Raw genomic sequence first — 14762 nt, 5'->3', positions numbered from 1 at the left:
GCTGATGGCGGCTACGGCCAGGAGCAGTCGGTGGCAGTTAGAGAAAGCAGACGCTCAACGTGAAGCTAACCGGCGCTGCGCAGCTTTATCGCGCAGCGTCCAGCGACTGAAAGGAGCGAGGTTGAGCGCTATGTTAGATCGAAGCCACACAGTAACTATGACCCCCACTTGACTAGAAGAGCCACAAGACCAGTGATGGTACCAATCAGGCCACTAAGAGCAGTGATATAGGGAATGCGCCTTGCCCAACGCTCTGACCGATATTTCTCTTCCTCGCGTATGGCGGAGCGAACCTTTTGCTCACCAGCGAGTGACAAGTAATAACGGTGACCATCAAATCCGCTACGCTGGTAATCAGCGGACAAAACGTTGCTCTCGAATACCGAAGGTGTAGGAATGCGAAGTTCACGAGCGCGCCCCAAGAGCTGCCGAGAATGGAAGCTGGCCGCGTCTTCTTCGAGTAACTGGTACTCGAATTGCCAATTACCGTCTTCCCATATGTCTCCTGCACGCCCCCCGTTTTGGACGATGCGACGGCGCTCTCGGTCAACTTCTCGATCCATAAAATTCCTGCGAAGACGGAGGCGCATGCCTTCCGGCATTGGCGTGATGTGAAGCAGCCGGTAGATGTTCATCGTTTGTTAGTCAAGGTCTCAATAAGGCGATTGCAATCTAACGTTTGAGCTAACCGGACCGTTGCGGCATGCGGCTAGAGACCCAGAATGAAATGGCGGGCCTTTGGCCGCATGCCGCAATGGGTCCGGTTGAGCGAATGGTTAGGCCCCACTCGGAACTGTTATAAGTCTGGCCCACACTAGCGCCGCTGCAATTGAAATTAGTAGACATGTTGCCCAAAGAAACAATACCACCCATCCGCGCCCCACTTCACTCTTGCCAAGCTCACGGTTGACCTGTGAGAATGGGTGAGTTTCGTCGGTGCTCAAAATCTTTAAGGTGACGTCAAGTCTTGCAAGCACGCGACTAAATGCAAGTGCAATCCACCAGCTGATTGCTGCACCCGAAGTTAGTAATAGTTGTAGTTGTATCTGCAGCTTGGCATTGATGGCTGTAGCCAATAATGCCGACACAAAGATTAAGAAGAAATGCAAACGCTGCGAAACCAATCCCTCCAATAGCGCGCGCTCTTGACTCATATCCCAAACGGGCGATGTCTTATCTCTGGTTTCGTTGTCAATATTTGGCATGTGGGGAGAGTGTCTGTGGGGCTTGACGTAATGTAGACCGCACCAAGCCGCAGGCCATATCTGGCGCTTGCGGTCTAAAGTGGCACGAAAAGAACGCGGGAAGGGGCTTGTAGCCTAGCTTTGCGGCATGCATGCCGCATGAAAATACAGTATCAAATTTAGCCATGGAATCCGCCGCCCCTCGTGTTTTGCGCGCCACACGGTTGCTGGATCAGGTCCGTGAGCGAATTCGTTACAAACACTATAGCCTGCGCACCGAACAGACCTATGTGCGATGGGAGCGCATGTTTGTTAAATGGCACGGTTTGCGGCATCCGCGAGAGATGGGCAAGTGGAAATCGAGCGTTTTCTGGGCATGCTGGCCAACGAGCGGCGGGAGTCCTTAAGGTCGTTGCCGGAAGAACTTCCAGTCCGTTGGACTCCTTGGCCTTGCTCTTGCAGCCTGGCTGAATGACGGCTTTGGAGCTTCTAGCTGGATGGCGGCTCAGGGTCGACAGTGTGAGATCAGTCTGAACAGAAGCGGTCAGCGGCAAAGTGCTGATGGCGTCGCGAAGGACCTACGGCCGGTGCACCTCGCACACCTGACCTTCACGCCGCCCGAGGTCACCAGTCTCAGCGACCGCTTTATGCCAGTCAGTGTAAGTTCGCCGTCCGAAGGCCATCGTCGGCAACCGCTGCACAGCAGTCCGTGTATGGTGTCTTCATTGCTGTGCACAAAAATAGCGCAAACACTACGCGACCTGAGGGGGAACCATGGCAAGACGCAAGAAAAACAGTCCATTGGAGGATGTCCTAGACCTGCTTGCCATGCTCCCCTGGTGGGCCTGCGTGTTGCTGGCTGGGTTGAGTTACCTCCTGCTGCATCGCTTGGCGACGCCCATCCCGGCCTCTGACTTCCAAAGCCAAGGCGGCGCGATGGTGAGTGCCGTGATGCAGAAAGCTGTGACCAATGGATTGGCAACAGCCGGTCAGTACATCGTTCCACTACTTTGCATTGCTGCTGCGGCCCTTTCCGCCTGGCGTAGAAAACAGCGCCAATCGCTGCTCACGGACGTTGCACAAGCGCGCAATGCCGATGCCCTGGACGGCATGAGTTGGCGAGAATTCGAACTGCTGGTCGGGGAGGCCTACCGACTGCAGGGGTACCGCGTCACCGAGATAGGCGGAGAGGGGCCAGACGGTGGCGTTGATCTCGTGCTGGCCAAAGGCGGCGAGAAATTCTTCGTGCAATGCAAGCAGTGGAAGGCCTACAAGGTGGGGGTAACCACCGTGCGCGAGCTGTATGGCGTCATGGCGGCCAAGGGAGCGACGGGAGGTTTCGTTGTCACATCGGGACGCTTCACCGAAGATGCCAAGGAGTTCGCGCAAGGACGCAACATTCAACTGGTTGACGGTCCCTGGCTCTTCGCGATGATTCAGCGCGCAAGGCAGACACCAGGCCCATCCACCAACTGGCAAAGCGAATCCGCAAATGCGACGGGTGTCCCACAAGTCCAAGCCAAGGCGGCAACCACTGAATTGGCAACTACTGCCCAAGCCGTATCCCGGCCCGACTGCCCGCGTTGTGGTGCGGCCATGGAACTGCGCACGGCCCGCCAGGGCGCCAATGCAGGCAACGCGTTCTGGGGCTGTTCAACCTATCCGAAGTGTCGCGGGACAGCGGCGGCGGGGTAGTGTTCTGTTTTCAGGGTGCGCCAATGCGCTTCTTTACGTCTTTGTGTATGCAACCAAATCGCCGTTTTCAGTGGCCGTTCGCATTCCTGGCCCTTTTATGCATTGGTTTCCATGCCCACGCTCAAAAGCCCGTCTACCGCTGTGAAACTGCGGGACGCGTGAGCTACTCGGATGAACCTTGCGTGGGCGCCAAGGAGATTGATGCGACACCCACACAGGGCATGGACAAAATGACTGGCGCAAGCCGCAAGGGCGCCGATGTGCGGCGCGATGAATACAACGCAACGATTGCAAATGCGCTCAAGCCATTGACGGGAATGACACCCGATCAGCACCGAGTGCACAGGCACCGATTCAAACTGAGCCCGAAAGACAAGGCAGAGTGCGCACGCTTGGACAACAGTCTTCCCGGACTGAAGCAGCGTGCCACCACGGCACCCACCAGCGGCAAAGCCATGGCCGAGGTGGAGTTGTACAAGGCGCGCAAGCTGTTCAACGACCTGAATTGTTAGCTCAGGCACGTAGACACGCCTCTGAAGCGGATCCACAGGCGATATCAGGCCATCTCAAGCGTTAAGCGAGAGAGATTTCCATGGGCCAACGGGCCAATAGTCAAAAAATCCTAAAACTTGCCAAATCCATGCTGGCGCTGGGCCACGCGTGGGCCATAGATGGGCCATGAAGTGCTGCGCATCCAGCGCCACGACCATAGGCCGCTGTCGCTGGACAGCCCACAGAAGCTGCAATTTTCAGGGTTGGGAAGGTTTCTTGACCACTGCCTGGGCCATGAAAAACCCACGTAAGTCCTTGATTTTGGTGCGGCTGGCGGGGATCGAACCCACGACCCTCGGCTTCGGAGGCCGATACTCTATCCACTGAGCTACAGCCGCAACGCTGAAAAAGACCAATACTCAAAATTCCACTGGCAGCCCGGATGACTATAGCCTTCGGAGGCCAATACTCTATCCACTGAGCTACAGCCGCACTAGATGCACTGCACCAATCCTGCGATTATTGCACGCGCAAGCACTCGAACACCCACAAATCCATTGCGAAATCATGCGCTGAGCGCATCCAATCGCAACAACAGGAGTTCAGAGACACCGACACACCGCTGCGCCTGCGGCCCACCTGCCTCAGGCCGGCGACCTCGCATGTACCACCCGGAGTCTATGCACCTCCATCGAAGGCATCGCTGTCTGCACTGGCAATACATCATCACACCTATAATCGAAGGTTGATTTCATCAAGCCCCGATACACTGAGGACGTCATGAGCGACAACAACCATCACGAAGAAGCGCATACCGGCCCGATCAAGAACCCCAAGCAGCTGCTGGTAGCGGTCATTTTCTCGTTTGTGATTCCTATCTTCGCCATCATTGGCCTCGTCCTGTATGTCACTTCCGACAACAAGACGGCGGCAGGCTCGGCCAATCCCGAGAAAGCCATTGCCGAGCGCATCCAGAAGGTGGGATTGGTGGAAATCCGCGACGCCAACCGCCCACTGCGCGGTGGCGAGGATGTCTTCAAGGGCCAATGCGCCGCCTGCCACTCCACGGGCGCGGCAGGTGCTCCCAAGCTGGGGGATGCTGCGGCCTGGGGCCCACGCATCAAGACGGGCCTGGACGCACTGGTTCAGTCTGCACTCAAGGGCAAGAATGCCATGGCGCCACAGGGTGGCGGCGAGTTCAATGACACCGAGATAGCCCGTGCGGTGGTCTACATGGCGAATGCTGCTGGCGCCACCTTTGCAGTACCAGCGGCCGCAGGTGCTCCCGCAGCTCCAGCCGCTGCAGCGGCACCGGCGGCAGCCGCAACCACCACGGCATCGGCCAATGGCGAGAATCTGTACAAGCAGGCTTGCCAAGTGTGCCATGGTGCCGGCATCGCAGGCGCACCCAAGTTTGGAGACAAAACCGCCTGGACTCCTCGCCTGGCTGCTGGCATGGATGCGGTGTACGCCAATGCCGTACAGGGCAAGGGCGGCATGCCCGCGCGCGGCGGCACCCAGGCATCGGATGCAGACCTGCGTGCTGCCGTGGATTACATGGCTGCTGCGGCCAAGTAATCCCAGCCGCCTCGACCTGAGCCGACCCGTGGGGTCGGCTTTTTTGTGTCCGCCAGAGACTGCAACCCCACCCCGACGGACGCGTCAGCGCTGCGTGCTGTGCGCCTTGGGACTCACCACAAAACCGTACCGCCCCGGCAGTTCGCTATTCAGCGCAGTTTGCGGCGACCAGATCCCCTGTTCCACGGCGTCCGCCACCAGCCCCATGTCCAGGGTGTGAACCAGGCCCACCCCGATGGCCGAGGTCAAGAAAACCCGGCCGAACTCATCCTGCAAACAGTCCAGCGCAACGGCTTTGGCGCCCGTGTGGGTTCGTAGCGAAAAGTCTGGTTCGATCCGCCACACCCAGGGCGCGCATTCCAGCTCAACGTATACCCGCTGTGGACCATTCTGAAAAAACCACTGCCCCTGGGCATCCTGCTCGTAGTTGCGCTCAATGAAGTCGATGAGCTTTGCGTGTTGCAGCAAGGAGCCCCGACTCTGGGGGAACGGCCCTGCCGCCTGCACGGTATCGTCACGCAGGTACCAGCGCCCGCGCGCATCAAGACCTAGCCAGCCGTAGCAAGCGGGCACATTGGGCCACTTGGCAAGGGCCTGTTTGACGATGTCATCCATGGGCCGATTGTGCTCCGTCCGGCGATCCATTGGCATGCTGGCGCAGCCACATCGCCACCGCCTGCGGCATGGCGCGCACATGGCCTGGCAGGCTGCCCTGTGTGAAACCTACATGCCCGCCGTGCAGCGGCTGCCATAAACGGACATACGACCCCACCTCGCTGGCGTTCGGCAAGCTTGCTGCCGGCACAAAAGGATCATTGCGGGCATTGACTGCCAGCGCGGGGATGCGGATGCGGTGGAGCAAGGGCTTGGCAGAGGCGCGACACCAATAGTCCTCTGTGTTTCTGAAGCCATGCAAAGGCGCGGTGAACACGTTGTCGAATGCGTGCAGATCACGCGCACTCAACAGCCTGTCACGGTCGAACAGGCCCGGATGCTGCACCAGCTTTTGCAGGGCTTTGGGAATGAGCGTACGCATAAACATGCGTGTGTACACCTGCCGGTTGAACCCCCGGCCAATCGCCCTGCCCCCGGCCGCCAGATCCAGCGGTGAGCACACCGCTGCCACGGCATCAGCACAGCGCCCTGCCTGCGCTCCGGCCTCCGCCGCCCAGCGCAACAGCGCGTTGCCGCCCAGCGAGACACCCACCGCCAGCAGCGGCCCACGATGGGCTGAACGCAGGCGCTGCAGCATCCAGCCCACCTCTTCGTAGTCACCCGAATGGTAGGCCCGGGGCGCTCGGTTGATTTCACCGCTGCAGCCGCGAAAATGGGGCAGCGCGCAGGCCCAGCCGAGTTCTCGGGCCACATCGGCGAAAGCCTCGCCGTAGTGGCTGCGGGAAGAGCCCTCCAGACCGTGGAAGACCACCAGCAACGGCCGCTGCATGCCTGGCGGCACGCCGTCTGCGAGGTAGTCCACGTCCACGAAATCTGCGTCGGGTGTCGTCCAGCGCTCGCGCCGGTACGGCAGCGTCGCCCCTGCCACACGCCGCGAATACAGCGCCGGCCAGATCGTCTGCAACTGCCCTCCGGGCAACCAGAGTGGCGCCACATAGTTCAGGGATTCCTGGGCACATTCAGCAGGTTTTTCAGGCATTTTTTCTCCCTGCACAAGCCATTCCGGCCACCCGTTGCGGCTGCGCCTGGCAAGTCACCGCTTCAAAGGGAACTGCAGGGGCACGCGTGGTGGCAGCACCGCTGTCTGCACGGCTCCATGGTCTGGGGCGGCAGTAGCCAGGCTGGTATTGTGCGTTGTCCCGGATGGCGCCAGCGCTGCCCAGGTCTTGGGGCCATGCCCGCCTTGCGGCAAAATTCAAAGGCACTTGGCTCCTTTGCAATCCCGCTTCTTCAGACACAGGCCTGCCACCATGAAACGTCTTTTTGCCCTTCTCACGGCTGCACTGCTCTTGACAGGCTGCGGCTACAACGATTTTCAGCGCCTGGACGAACAGTCCAAGGCCGCCTGGAGCGAGGTGCTCAACCAGTACCAGCGCCGTGCCGATCTGGTGCCCAACATCGTCGCCACGGTGAAGGGTGAAGCCAGCTTCGAGCAGGATACGCTGACCAAGGTGATCGAGGCCCGCGCCAAGGCCACCTCCATCCAGGTGACTCCGGCCACCCTCAATGACCCCGCGGCTTTCGCCAAATTTCAGGCTGCACAGGGAGAGCTGTCGGGTGCGCTGTCACGGCTGATGGTGGTGGCCGAGCGTTACCCCACCCTCCAGGCCAACCAGGGTTTTCGTGATTTGCGTGTGACCCTGGAAGGCACGGAAAACCGCATTACCGTGGCCCGCAACCGGTACATCCAGACCGTGCAGGAATACAACGTACTGGCGCGCAGCTTCCCCACCAACCTGACCGCCATGGCGTTCAGCTACGCTCCCAAACCCGTTTTCAGCGTACAGAACGAGGCGCAGATCGCGGCCCCCCCCGCAGTGGATTTTTCGGCATCCAAACCCTGATATTTGATCAGTTATGCCCTTGGCGTTTATTCGCTTTGCGCTATTAGCTATATTATCTATAGCAATCGACGGGAATAACGCCCGCGCCGACACGCTGCAACCCGTTCCGGCGCTCACCGCGCGCGTGCTGGACCAAACCGGCACGCTGTCCCCCGGCCAGCTGCAGGTGCTGGAGCAGCAACTGGCAGCCCTCGAACAATCCAGAGGCGCGCAGGTGGTGGTGCTGATGGTGGCCACCACGGCCCCCGAAGATATCGCCAGCTATGCCAACCGCGTTGCCAACGTCTGGAAAATTGGCCGCCACGAAGTCGGTGACGGCGTGCTGGTGCTCGTGGCCAAAGACGACCGCAAGATGCGGCTGGAGGTTGCCAAGGCGCTGGAAGGGGCCATTCCCGACATCGCCGCGGCCCGCATCATCGACACCACCATGAAGCCGCGCTTTCGCGAGGGCGATTTTGCCGGCGGCCTGCAAGCCGCTGTCACGCAGATTGCCGCCCGCATTGCCAACGAAGGCCTGCCCGAACCTCCATCGCCGGCGCGCACGCCAGCCCAGGACAACGCCATCGACTGGGGTGAATGGGCCATCTTCCTGTTTCTGGGCGTCACGGTGGTTGGTCCCGTGCTCCGCGCCCTGCTCGGCAATGCCCTGGGCACAGTGCTGACCGGGGCATTGGCGGGGGCCCTGGCTTATGTGGCCACGGCCAGTGCGCTGCTGGCTGGCCTGGCGGGGCTGGCCGCGCTGGTCTACACGCTGCTCAGCGCGTCGTCCCGCGCCATGTCCGGGCGCGGACGCGGCGGCGGCTGGGGTGGGACCCACGGTGGGGGAGGTGGCTGGAGCGGCGGATCTTCCCGCGGCGGCGGTGGCTTCAGCTCGGGTGGTGGTGGCGATTTTGGGGGCGGTGGCGCCTCGGGAGACTGGTGAAAATGGCTGGACCCTTTTCCTGGATGGGCGCCCTTGCCCGCCTGTTGCGACACCGCTGGAATGACCAGTTCGTACGCCGCGCGCTGCCGGAAAGCGCCCTGCAGCGCCTGACTGCCCGCATCGCGGACAGCGAACAGCGGCACACCGGTCAGATCCGCATCTGCGCCGAAGGCGGCCTGCCCTGGAGCTATCTGCTGCGCCAGGCGCCCGTTCGTGAGCGCGCCCTGATGATGTTCAGCAAACTGCGCGTGTGGGATACCGAGCACAACAACGGTGTGCTCATCTACCTCCTGCTGGCAGAGCACTCGATCGACATCGTCGCCGATCGGGGGCTGCACGCGCATGTCGCCAGCAGCGAATGGCAGCAGATGGTTGCCCGCATGTCATCCGCCTTCCGCGCGGGCCATTTTGAACAGGGCCTGGATCAGGCCGTGGACGAGGTGACGGCGCTGCTGTGCCGCCATTTCCCTGCCTGCGCCAGCAGGGATCGCCCCAACGAATTGCCCGACGAACCGCATATCCAGTGACTTGGATACATCACGCCATGCTTTGCCGTGGATGGCAACGCGCCCATGAAAAAACCCGGCAAAGCCGGGTTCTTTCATGGGTGACCAACCGAACGGTCAACTCACCGTTTCTGGCGGAATTTGCGCAAGGCGGCGATCTGCGCGGCCATGACGGCCAGTTCGGATTGTGCCTTGGCCAGATCGATCTCGCTCTTGGCGTTTTTCAGGGCTTCTTCTGCAGCAGCCTTGGCCGCATTGGCCTTCTCGTCGTCCAGATCCTTGCCACGGATGGCGGTGTCGGACAACACGGTCACGCAGTCGGGCTGAACTTCCAGAATGCCACCGGCCACGAAAACAAACTCTTCGCTGCCATCGGCCATTTCAATGCGCACCGAGCCGGGCTTGATGCGCGTGATCAGCGGAGTGTGGCGTGGGTACACACCCAGTTCGCCGGCTTCGCCGGGCAGCGCCACGAAACGCGCTTCACCGGAGAAGATGGACTCTTCGGCACTGACCACATCAACGTGGATGGTGTTCATCATTGCTCCTAGGAAAAGGTGGGTTGCTTGATCGCAGAGGGCTGAGCCGCCGTGGGCCGCTCAGCCACCGGGCAATCAGGCCACCTTCTTGGCCTTTTCGAAGGCTTCGTCGATGGTACCGACCATGTAGAACGCCTGTTCTGGCAGGTGGTCGCATTCGCCGTTCACGATCATCTTGAAACCACGGATGGTTTCGGCCAGGGGCACGTACTTGCCTGGCGAGCCCGTGAACACTTCGGCCACGTGGAATGGCTGCGACAGGAAACGCTGGATCTTGCGCGCGCGGGCCACTGCCAGCTTGTCTTCAGGCGCCAGTTCGTCCATGCCCAGAATGGCGATGATGTCGCGCAGTTCCTTGTAGCGCTGCAGCGTGCCCTGCACGGCGCGGGCCGTGGTGTAGTGGTCTTCGCCCACCACGTTCGGGTCCAGCTGGCGGCTGGTGGAGTCCAGCGGGTCCACGGCGGGGTAGATACCCAGCGAGGCGATGTCACGCGACAGCACCACGGTGGAATCCAGGTGGGCGAACGTCGTGGCGGGCGAGGGGTCGGTCAAGTCATCCGCTGGCACGTACACGGCCTGGATGGAGGTGATCGAACCCACCTTGGTGGACGTAATACGCTCTTGCAGGCGGCCCATTTCCTCGGCCAGCGTAGGCTGGTAGCCCACGGCGGAAGGCATACGGCCCAGCAGAGCGGACACTTCGGTACCGGCCAGCGTGTAGCGGTAGATGTTGTCCACGAAGAACAGCACGTCACGGCCTTCGTCACGGAAGGATTCCGCGATGGTCAGGCCGGTCAGGGCCACGCGCAGACGGTTGCCTGGGGGCTCGTTCATCTGGCCGTAGACCATGGCCACCTTGGACTCTTCGAGCTTCTCGAGGTTCACCACGCCGGAGTCGGCCATTTCATGGTAGAAGTCGTTCCCTTCACGGGTACGCTCGCCCACACCAGCGAACACCGACAGACCCGAGTGGGCCTTGGCGATGTTGTTGATGAGTTCCATCATGTTCACGGTCTTGCCCACGCCGGCACCACCGAACAGACCCACCTTGCCGCCCTTGGCGAACGGGCACACCAGGTCGATCACCTTGATGCCGGTTTCCAGCAGCTCTTGCGAAGGCGACAGTTCGTCGTACGCAGGGGCCTTGCGGTGGATGGATGCAGTGAGTTCCTGGCTCACGGGACCACGTTCGTCGATGGGCGCGCCCAGCACGTCCATGATGCGGCCCAGCGTTGCCTTGCCCACGGGCACGGTGATGGCGTTGCCGGTGTTGGTCACCATGATGCCGCGGCGCAGGCCGTCGGACGAACCCAGGGCAATGGTACGCACCACGCCGTCGCCCAGCTGCTGTTGCACTTCCAGCGTCAGGGCCGAGCCTTCGAGCTTCAGAGCGTCGTAAACTTTGGGCATCTGGTCGCGTGGGAACTCAACGTCCACCACCGCGCCGATACATTGAACAATCTTGCCTTGCACTTGAGCCATTTTTCGCTCCAATAAAGATGTTGGTTGAGCTGCTTACACAGCAGCGGCGCCAGCCACGATTTCCGAAAGTTCTTTCGTGATCGCTGCCTGGCGCGTCTTGTTGTAGACCAGCTTCAACTCGCCAATGACGCTGCCGGCGTTGTCGGTGGCAGCCTTCATGGCCACCATGCGCGCCGACTGCTCGGACGCCATGTTTTCCGCAACCGCCTGGTAGATCAGGGACTCGACATAACGGACCAGCAGCTCGTCAATGACGCTCTGCGCATCGGGCTCGTAGATGTAGTCCCAGCCATGCTCCGTCTTCTCGGCATGCATCTGCTCGGACGACAGGGGAAGCAACTGCTCCACCACCGATTCCTGCTTCATGGTGTTGATGAACTTGGTGTAGCTCAGGTACACCGCGTTGATCTTGCCTTCAGCGTACGCATCGAGCAGCACCTTTACAGGGCCAATGAGCTTGTCCAGATGGGGGGTGTCGCCCAGGCCCGTCACATGCGAAACCACCTTGGCGCCGACGCGGTTCAGGAAACCCAAACCCTTGTTGCCGATGGCCACGGCCTCGGTGGACACGCCAGCGCTGTGCAGTTCACGCAACTTGGTCGTCACGGCACGCAACACGTTGGTGTTCATGCCGCCGCACAGGCCCTTGTCGGTCGTCACCACAATCACGCCCGCCACCTTGGCATCGTTCACTTTCATGAACGGATGCACATATTCGGGGTTGGCGTGGCCGAGGTTGGCTGCAATGTTGCGGATCTTCTCGCTGTAGGGACGGGCGGCACGCATCCGGTCCTGCGCCTTGCGCATTTTGGATGCAGCCACCATCTCCATGGCTTTGGTGATCTTCTTGGTGTTTTCCACCGATTTGATCTTGCCGCGTATTTCCTTGCCTGCTGCCATGATGGCTCCTCGTCCGGTTTAAGCGAACGACTTCTTGAACGCGGCGATGGCTGCGGTCAATTCGGCTTCTGCGTCCTTGTCCATGGCCTTGGCCTGTTCCAGCTTGGCCAACAGCGCGGCGTGGCTGGTCTTCAGGAACTGGTGCAGGCCGTGTTCGAAGCCGAGAACCTTCTTGACATCGATGTCGTCCATGAAGCCCTTGTTCACAGCGAACAGCGTGGCGGCCATCAGCGAGATGGGCAGCGGGCTGTACTGTGCCTGCTTGAGCAGCTCGGTCACACGGGCACCGCGATCCAACTGCTTGCGGGTGGCTTCGTCCAGGTCGGAAGCGAACTGCGCGAACGCAGCCAGTTCACGGTACTGGGCCAAGTCGGTACGGATACCGCCGGACAGGTTCTTCACCAGCTTGGTCTGGGCAGCACCACCCACGCGCGACACCGAGATACCGGCGTTGATGGCGGGACGGATACCGGCGTTGAACAGGCTGGTTTCCAGGAAAATCTGGCCGTCGGTGATCGAGATCACGTTGGTAGGCACGAAAGCGGACACGTCACCCGCTTGCGTTTCGATGATGGGCAGTGCCGTCAGCGAACCGGTCTTGCCCTTGACTTCACCCTTGGTGAAGGCTTCGACGTAGTCGGCATTCACACGGGCTGCGCGCTCGAGCAGACGGCTGTGGAGATAGAACACGTCGCCAGGATAGGCTTCGCGGCCTGGTGGGCGGCGCAGCAGCAGCGAAACCTGGCGATAGGCCACGGCCTGCTTGGACAGGTCGTCATACACGATCAGTGCATCTTCGCCACGGTCACGGAAGTATTCACCCATCGTGCAACCCGAGTAGGCCGACACGTACTGCATGGCAGCCGATTCGGAGGCCGACGCGGCCACAACGATCGTGTACTCCATGGCACCGGCTTGTTCCAGTGCGCGCACCACGTTCTTGATCGACGAAGCCTTCTGGCCGATGGCGACATAGATACAGGTCACGCCCTGGCCCTTCTGGGCGATGATGGCGTCGATGGCGACGGCCGTCTTGCCGGTCTGGCGGTCACCAATGATCAGCTCGCGCTGGCCACGGCCCACGGGCACCATGGAGTCGATGGACTTCAGGCCGGTCTGCAGGGGCTGGTCCACCGATTTACGGGCGATCACGCCCGGAGCGACCTTTTCGATCACATCGGTGAGCTTGGCGTTGACAGGTCCCTTGCCGTCGATAGGCTGGCCCAGGGCATTCACCACGCGGCCGACCAGCTCGGGGCCCACCGGCACTTCCAGAATGCGGCCCGTGCACTTGACGGTGTCACCTTCGGAAATGTGCTCGTACTCGCCCAGAATCACGGCGCCGACGGAGTCGCGCTCGAGGTTCAGTGCCAGGCCATAGGACGGCTGGCCGTCAGCGGTGGCGGGGAACTCGAGCATTTCGCCTTGCATCACGTCCGACAGGCCATGAACGCGCACGATACCGTCAGACACGGACACCACGGTGCCCTGGTTGCGGATGTCGCTGCTGGCGGCCAGCCCTTCGATGCGGCTCTTGATGAGTTCAGAAATTTCTGCGGGATTGAGTTGCATGACTCTTTCCTTCTTTCTTTGGTTCGCGAAGACCTCGCCGCGTTATGCAGTGAGGGCCGCTTTCATTTGTTCAAGACGGGCCTTGACCGAAGTGTCCAGCACCTCGTCACCCACCACTACGCGAATGCCACCGATCAGGGATTCATCCTGCTGCACGGTGAGATTGAGCTTGCGGCCGAAACGCTTTTCCAGCGCAACACCGACCTCAGCCAGTGCCGCACCATCCATGGGAAAGGCGCTGTAAACCACGGCATCCGAAGAGCCGCTGCGGCGATTCACGAGGGCGCGAAACTGCGCAGCCACTTCGGGGAGCGCATTGAGACGCCCGTTGTCGATGACCGTGCGCAGGAAATTCTTCGCCATGTCGGGCAGCGCAGACCGCGCCACACCCGTGAAGACGTCAAACACCTGGTTCGCCGTCACCTTGGGGTTGTCTGCCAGCTGGCGCAACTGGGGGTTGGCGGCAATCGCCGCCAGTTCATCCACCCAGGCAGCAGTGCTGCCCAGATCGACGCCCGCACCCGCCGTAGCAGCCTTGAACAAGGCATCGGCGTAAGGGCGTGCAATGGTGGCGAGTTCAGCCATGATGTCCCCTTACAGCTCGGTCTTGAGGCGGTTGAGCAGATCGGCATGGACACCGGCATTGACTTCCTTGCGGAGAATCTGCTCGGCACCCTTGACGGCCAGTGCTGCCACCTGCTCACGCAGGGATTCGCGGGCTTGAACCGTTTGCTGCTCGGCTTCGGCGCGGGCAGCGGCAACAATCTTGTTGCCTTCCTCGGTGGCGCGGGCCTTGGCCTCTTCCACGATGGCCTGGGCACGACGGTCGGCGTCCGCAAGACGCGAGGCCGTTTCGTTGCGCGCCTGCGACAGCTCCTTCTCGACACGCTGGTTGGCAGCAGTCAGCTCGGATTTGGCACGGTCGGCAGCGGCGAGGCCATCGGCGATTTTCTGGGCTCGCTCATCCAGCGCCTTCGCGATCGGCGGCCACACGAATTTCATCGTGAACCACACCAGGATCAGGAAGACAATGGCCTGAACGAACAGGGTCGCATTGATACTCACGGCAACACCTTTCTAGAGTGGCGTTGAACGGGACTTACTTGGGCAGGTTGGCCAAGAACGTCGAAGCGAAGGGGTTGGCGAATGCGAACAGCAGAGCGATAGCCACACCGATCAGGAAAGCCGCGTCGATCAGACCGGCCAAGATGAACATCTTGGTTTGCAGTTCGTTGATCAGTTCGGGCTGACGGGCCGACGATTCGAGGAACTTGCCACCCATCAGTGCGATGCCGATGGAAGCGCCGATAGCGCCCAGACCAACGATCAGACCACAAGCCAGAGCGACGAGACCGAGAATGTTTTCCATGATG

17 protein-coding genes, 1 tRNA gene and 1 pseudogene are annotated in these 14762 nt (G+C 60.9%); 7 read left to right on the top strand and 12 right to left on the bottom strand.

The window, feature by feature from the left end; all coding sequences use genetic code 11:
* Positions 1 to 155: 155 nt before the first annotated feature.
* Positions 156 to 635 carry a hypothetical protein gene (locus K225_RS22275; RefSeq protein ID WP_155885296.1) on the bottom strand — a complete coding sequence of 160 codons (480 nt, stop codon included), beginning with the start codon at positions 633 to 635 and terminating at the stop codon, positions 156 to 158.
* Between the two features lie 141 nt (positions 636 to 776).
* Complete coding sequence (locus K225_RS22270) at positions 777 to 1205, bottom strand: hypothetical protein (protein WP_155885295.1); 429 nt, start codon at positions 1203 to 1205, stop codon at positions 777 to 779.
* Positions 1206 to 1369: 164 nt separating this feature from the next.
* Between K225_RS22270 and K225_RS21855 the strand changes: the two are divergent.
* The 3 genes and pseudogenes from K225_RS21855 to K225_RS0116515 all read left to right on the top strand — a co-directional run.
* A pseudogene (locus tag K225_RS21855) lies at positions 1370 to 1587 on the top strand (phage integrase N-terminal SAM-like domain-containing protein); the annotation flags it as partial.
* 371 nt (positions 1588 to 1958) lie between these two features.
* Positions 1959 to 2879 carry a restriction endonuclease gene (locus tag K225_RS0116520; RefSeq protein WP_026437429.1) on the top strand — a complete coding sequence of 307 codons (921 nt, stop codon included), beginning with the start codon at positions 1959 to 1961 and terminating at the stop codon, positions 2877 to 2879.
* A 23-nt stretch (positions 2880 to 2902) separates the two neighbouring features.
* A complete protein-coding gene (locus K225_RS0116515; RefSeq protein WP_238323255.1) occupies positions 2903 to 3391 on the top strand; it encodes a DUF4124 domain-containing protein in 489 nt (162 codons plus the stop codon).
* Positions 3392 to 3693: 302 nt separating this feature from the next.
* Here the strand turns inward: K225_RS0116515 and K225_RS0116505 are convergent.
* Positions 3694 to 3769, bottom strand: a tRNA-Arg gene (locus K225_RS0116505).
* Positions 3770 to 4151: 382 nt separating this feature from the next.
* Between K225_RS0116505 and K225_RS0116500 the strand changes: the two genes are divergently transcribed.
* Positions 4152 to 4949: a cytochrome c5 family protein gene (locus K225_RS0116500; RefSeq protein ID WP_026437427.1), complete on the top strand. Its 798-nt coding sequence runs from the start codon at positions 4152 to 4154 to the stop codon at positions 4947 to 4949.
* Between the two features lie 84 nt (positions 4950 to 5033).
* On the opposite strand, the gene K225_RS0116495 is transcribed toward K225_RS0116500, so the two are convergent.
* Positions 5034 to 5564, bottom strand: a complete 531-nt coding sequence (locus K225_RS0116495; RefSeq protein ID WP_026437426.1) for a DUF2946 family protein — start codon at positions 5562 to 5564, stop codon at positions 5034 to 5036.
* Positions 5557 to 6603, bottom strand: a complete 1047-nt coding sequence (locus tag K225_RS0116490) for a YheT family hydrolase (RefSeq protein WP_238323254.1) — start codon at positions 6601 to 6603, stop codon at positions 5557 to 5559. Before K225_RS0116490 ends, K225_RS0116495 begins: the two co-directional genes overlap by 8 nt.
* Positions 6604 to 6874: 271 nt before the next feature.
* Between K225_RS0116490 and K225_RS0116485 the strand changes: the two genes are divergently transcribed.
* The 3 genes from K225_RS0116485 to K225_RS0116475 are packed head-to-tail and all read left to right on the top strand — an operon-like array spanning position 6875 to position 8917.
* Positions 6875 to 7468, top strand: a complete 594-nt coding sequence (locus K225_RS0116485; protein ID WP_026437424.1) for a LemA family protein — start codon at positions 6875 to 6877, stop codon at positions 7466 to 7468.
* A gap of 13 nt (positions 7469 to 7481) precedes the next feature.
* Positions 7482 to 8390, top strand: a complete 909-nt coding sequence (locus K225_RS0116480; RefSeq protein ID WP_026437423.1) for a YgcG family protein — start codon at positions 7482 to 7484, stop codon at positions 8388 to 8390.
* Positions 8391 to 8413: 23 nt separating this feature from the next.
* Positions 8414 to 8917: a TPM domain-containing protein gene (locus K225_RS0116475; protein ID WP_238323253.1), complete on the top strand. Its 504-nt coding sequence runs from the start codon at positions 8414 to 8416 to the stop codon at positions 8915 to 8917.
* A 101-nt stretch (positions 8918 to 9018) separates the two neighbouring features.
* On the opposite strand, the gene K225_RS0116470 is transcribed toward K225_RS0116475, so the two are convergent.
* The 7 genes from K225_RS0116470 to atpE form a co-directional block, all read right to left on the bottom strand.
* The gene (locus K225_RS0116470) at positions 9019 to 9435 is read right to left on the bottom strand and encodes a F0F1 ATP synthase subunit epsilon (protein WP_026437421.1); all 417 of its coding nucleotides are present in this window, start codon (positions 9433 to 9435) and stop codon (positions 9019 to 9021) included.
* Positions 9436 to 9510: 75 nt separating this feature from the next.
* Positions 9511 to 10917: a F0F1 ATP synthase subunit beta gene (gene atpD / locus K225_RS0116465; RefSeq protein ID WP_026437420.1), complete on the bottom strand. Its 1407-nt coding sequence runs from the start codon at positions 10915 to 10917 to the stop codon at positions 9511 to 9513.
* Between the two features lie 33 nt (positions 10918 to 10950).
* Positions 10951 to 11817 carry a F0F1 ATP synthase subunit gamma gene (atpG, locus tag K225_RS0116460; RefSeq protein ID WP_026437419.1) on the bottom strand — a complete coding sequence of 289 codons (867 nt, stop codon included), beginning with the start codon at positions 11815 to 11817 and terminating at the stop codon, positions 10951 to 10953.
* Positions 11818 to 11835: 18 nt separating this feature from the next.
* Positions 11836 to 13389 (bottom strand): F0F1 ATP synthase subunit alpha, encoded by a 1554-nt coding sequence (gene atpA, locus K225_RS0116455; protein WP_026437418.1) that lies wholly within the window; start codon positions 13387 to 13389, stop codon positions 11836 to 11838.
* 42 nt (positions 13390 to 13431) lie between these two features.
* Entirely contained in the window at positions 13432 to 13974 is a 543-nt protein-coding gene (locus K225_RS0116450; RefSeq protein ID WP_026437417.1) for a F0F1 ATP synthase subunit delta, read from the bottom strand.
* Between the two features lie 9 nt (positions 13975 to 13983).
* The gene (locus K225_RS0116445; protein ID WP_024813794.1) at positions 13984 to 14454 is read right to left on the bottom strand and encodes a F0F1 ATP synthase subunit B; all 471 of its coding nucleotides are present in this window, start codon (positions 14452 to 14454) and stop codon (positions 13984 to 13986) included.
* A gap of 34 nt (positions 14455 to 14488) precedes the next feature.
* Positions 14489 to 14758 carry a F0F1 ATP synthase subunit C gene (gene atpE / locus K225_RS0116440; RefSeq protein ID WP_007847749.1) on the bottom strand — a complete coding sequence of 90 codons (270 nt, stop codon included), beginning with the start codon at positions 14756 to 14758 and terminating at the stop codon, positions 14489 to 14491.
* Positions 14759 to 14762: the final 4 nt, after the last annotated feature.

The organism is Acidovorax sp. JHL-9 (assembly GCF_000426205.1).
Classification (GTDB): Bacteria; Pseudomonadota; Gammaproteobacteria; order Burkholderiales; family Burkholderiaceae_C; genus Acidovorax; species Acidovorax soli.
Note: the sequence above shows the minus strand (reverse complement) of the source record. Positions and strands in the feature narration are given on the sequence as shown.

Excerpts from the sequence above, each read along its gene's own strand:
- atpA (WP_026437418.1), bottom strand. The coding sequence starts at position 13,389 with ATGCAACTCAATCCCGCAGAAATTTCTGAACTCATCAAGAGCCGCATC.
- K225_RS0116470 (WP_026437421.1), bottom strand. The coding sequence starts at position 9,435 with ATGAACACCATCCACGTTGATGTGGTCAGTGCCGAAGAGTCCATCTTC.
- K225_RS0116495 (WP_026437426.1), bottom strand. The coding sequence starts at position 5,564 with ATGGATGACATCGTCAAACAGGCCCTTGCCAAGTGGCCCAATGTGCCC.
- K225_RS22275 (WP_155885296.1), bottom strand. The coding sequence starts at position 635 with ATGAACATCTACCGGCTGCTTCACATCACGCCAATGCCGGAAGGCATG.
- K225_RS0116490 (WP_238323254.1), bottom strand. The coding sequence starts at position 6,603 with ATGCCTGAAAAACCTGCTGAATGTGCCCAGGAATCCCTGAACTATGTG.
- K225_RS0116515 (WP_238323255.1), top strand. The coding sequence starts at position 2,903 with ATGCGCTTCTTTACGTCTTTGTGTATGCAACCAAATCGCCGTTTTCAG.
- K225_RS0116450 (WP_026437417.1), bottom strand. The coding sequence starts at position 13,974 with ATGGCTGAACTCGCCACCATTGCACGCCCTTACGCCGATGCCTTGTTC.
- atpE (WP_007847749.1), bottom strand. The coding sequence starts at position 14,758 with ATGGAAAACATTCTCGGTCTCGTCGCTCTGGCTTGTGGTCTGATCGTT.
- K225_RS0116500 (WP_026437427.1), top strand. The coding sequence starts at position 4,152 with ATGAGCGACAACAACCATCACGAAGAAGCGCATACCGGCCCGATCAAG.
- atpG (WP_026437419.1), bottom strand. The coding sequence starts at position 11,817 with ATGGCAGCAGGCAAGGAAATACGCGGCAAGATCAAATCGGTGGAAAAC.
- K225_RS0116480 (WP_026437423.1), top strand. The coding sequence starts at position 7,482 with ATGCCCTTGGCGTTTATTCGCTTTGCGCTATTAGCTATATTATCTATA.
- K225_RS0116520 (WP_026437429.1), top strand. The coding sequence starts at position 1,959 with ATGGCAAGACGCAAGAAAAACAGTCCATTGGAGGATGTCCTAGACCTG.
- K225_RS22270 (WP_155885295.1), bottom strand. The coding sequence starts at position 1,205 with ATGCCAAATATTGACAACGAAACCAGAGATAAGACATCGCCCGTTTGG.
- atpD (WP_026437420.1), bottom strand. The coding sequence starts at position 10,917 with ATGGCTCAAGTGCAAGGCAAGATTGTTCAATGTATCGGCGCGGTGGTG.
- K225_RS0116485 (WP_026437424.1), top strand. The coding sequence starts at position 6,875 with ATGAAACGTCTTTTTGCCCTTCTCACGGCTGCACTGCTCTTGACAGGC.
- K225_RS0116475 (WP_238323253.1), top strand. The coding sequence starts at position 8,414 with ATGGGCGCCCTTGCCCGCCTGTTGCGACACCGCTGGAATGACCAGTTC.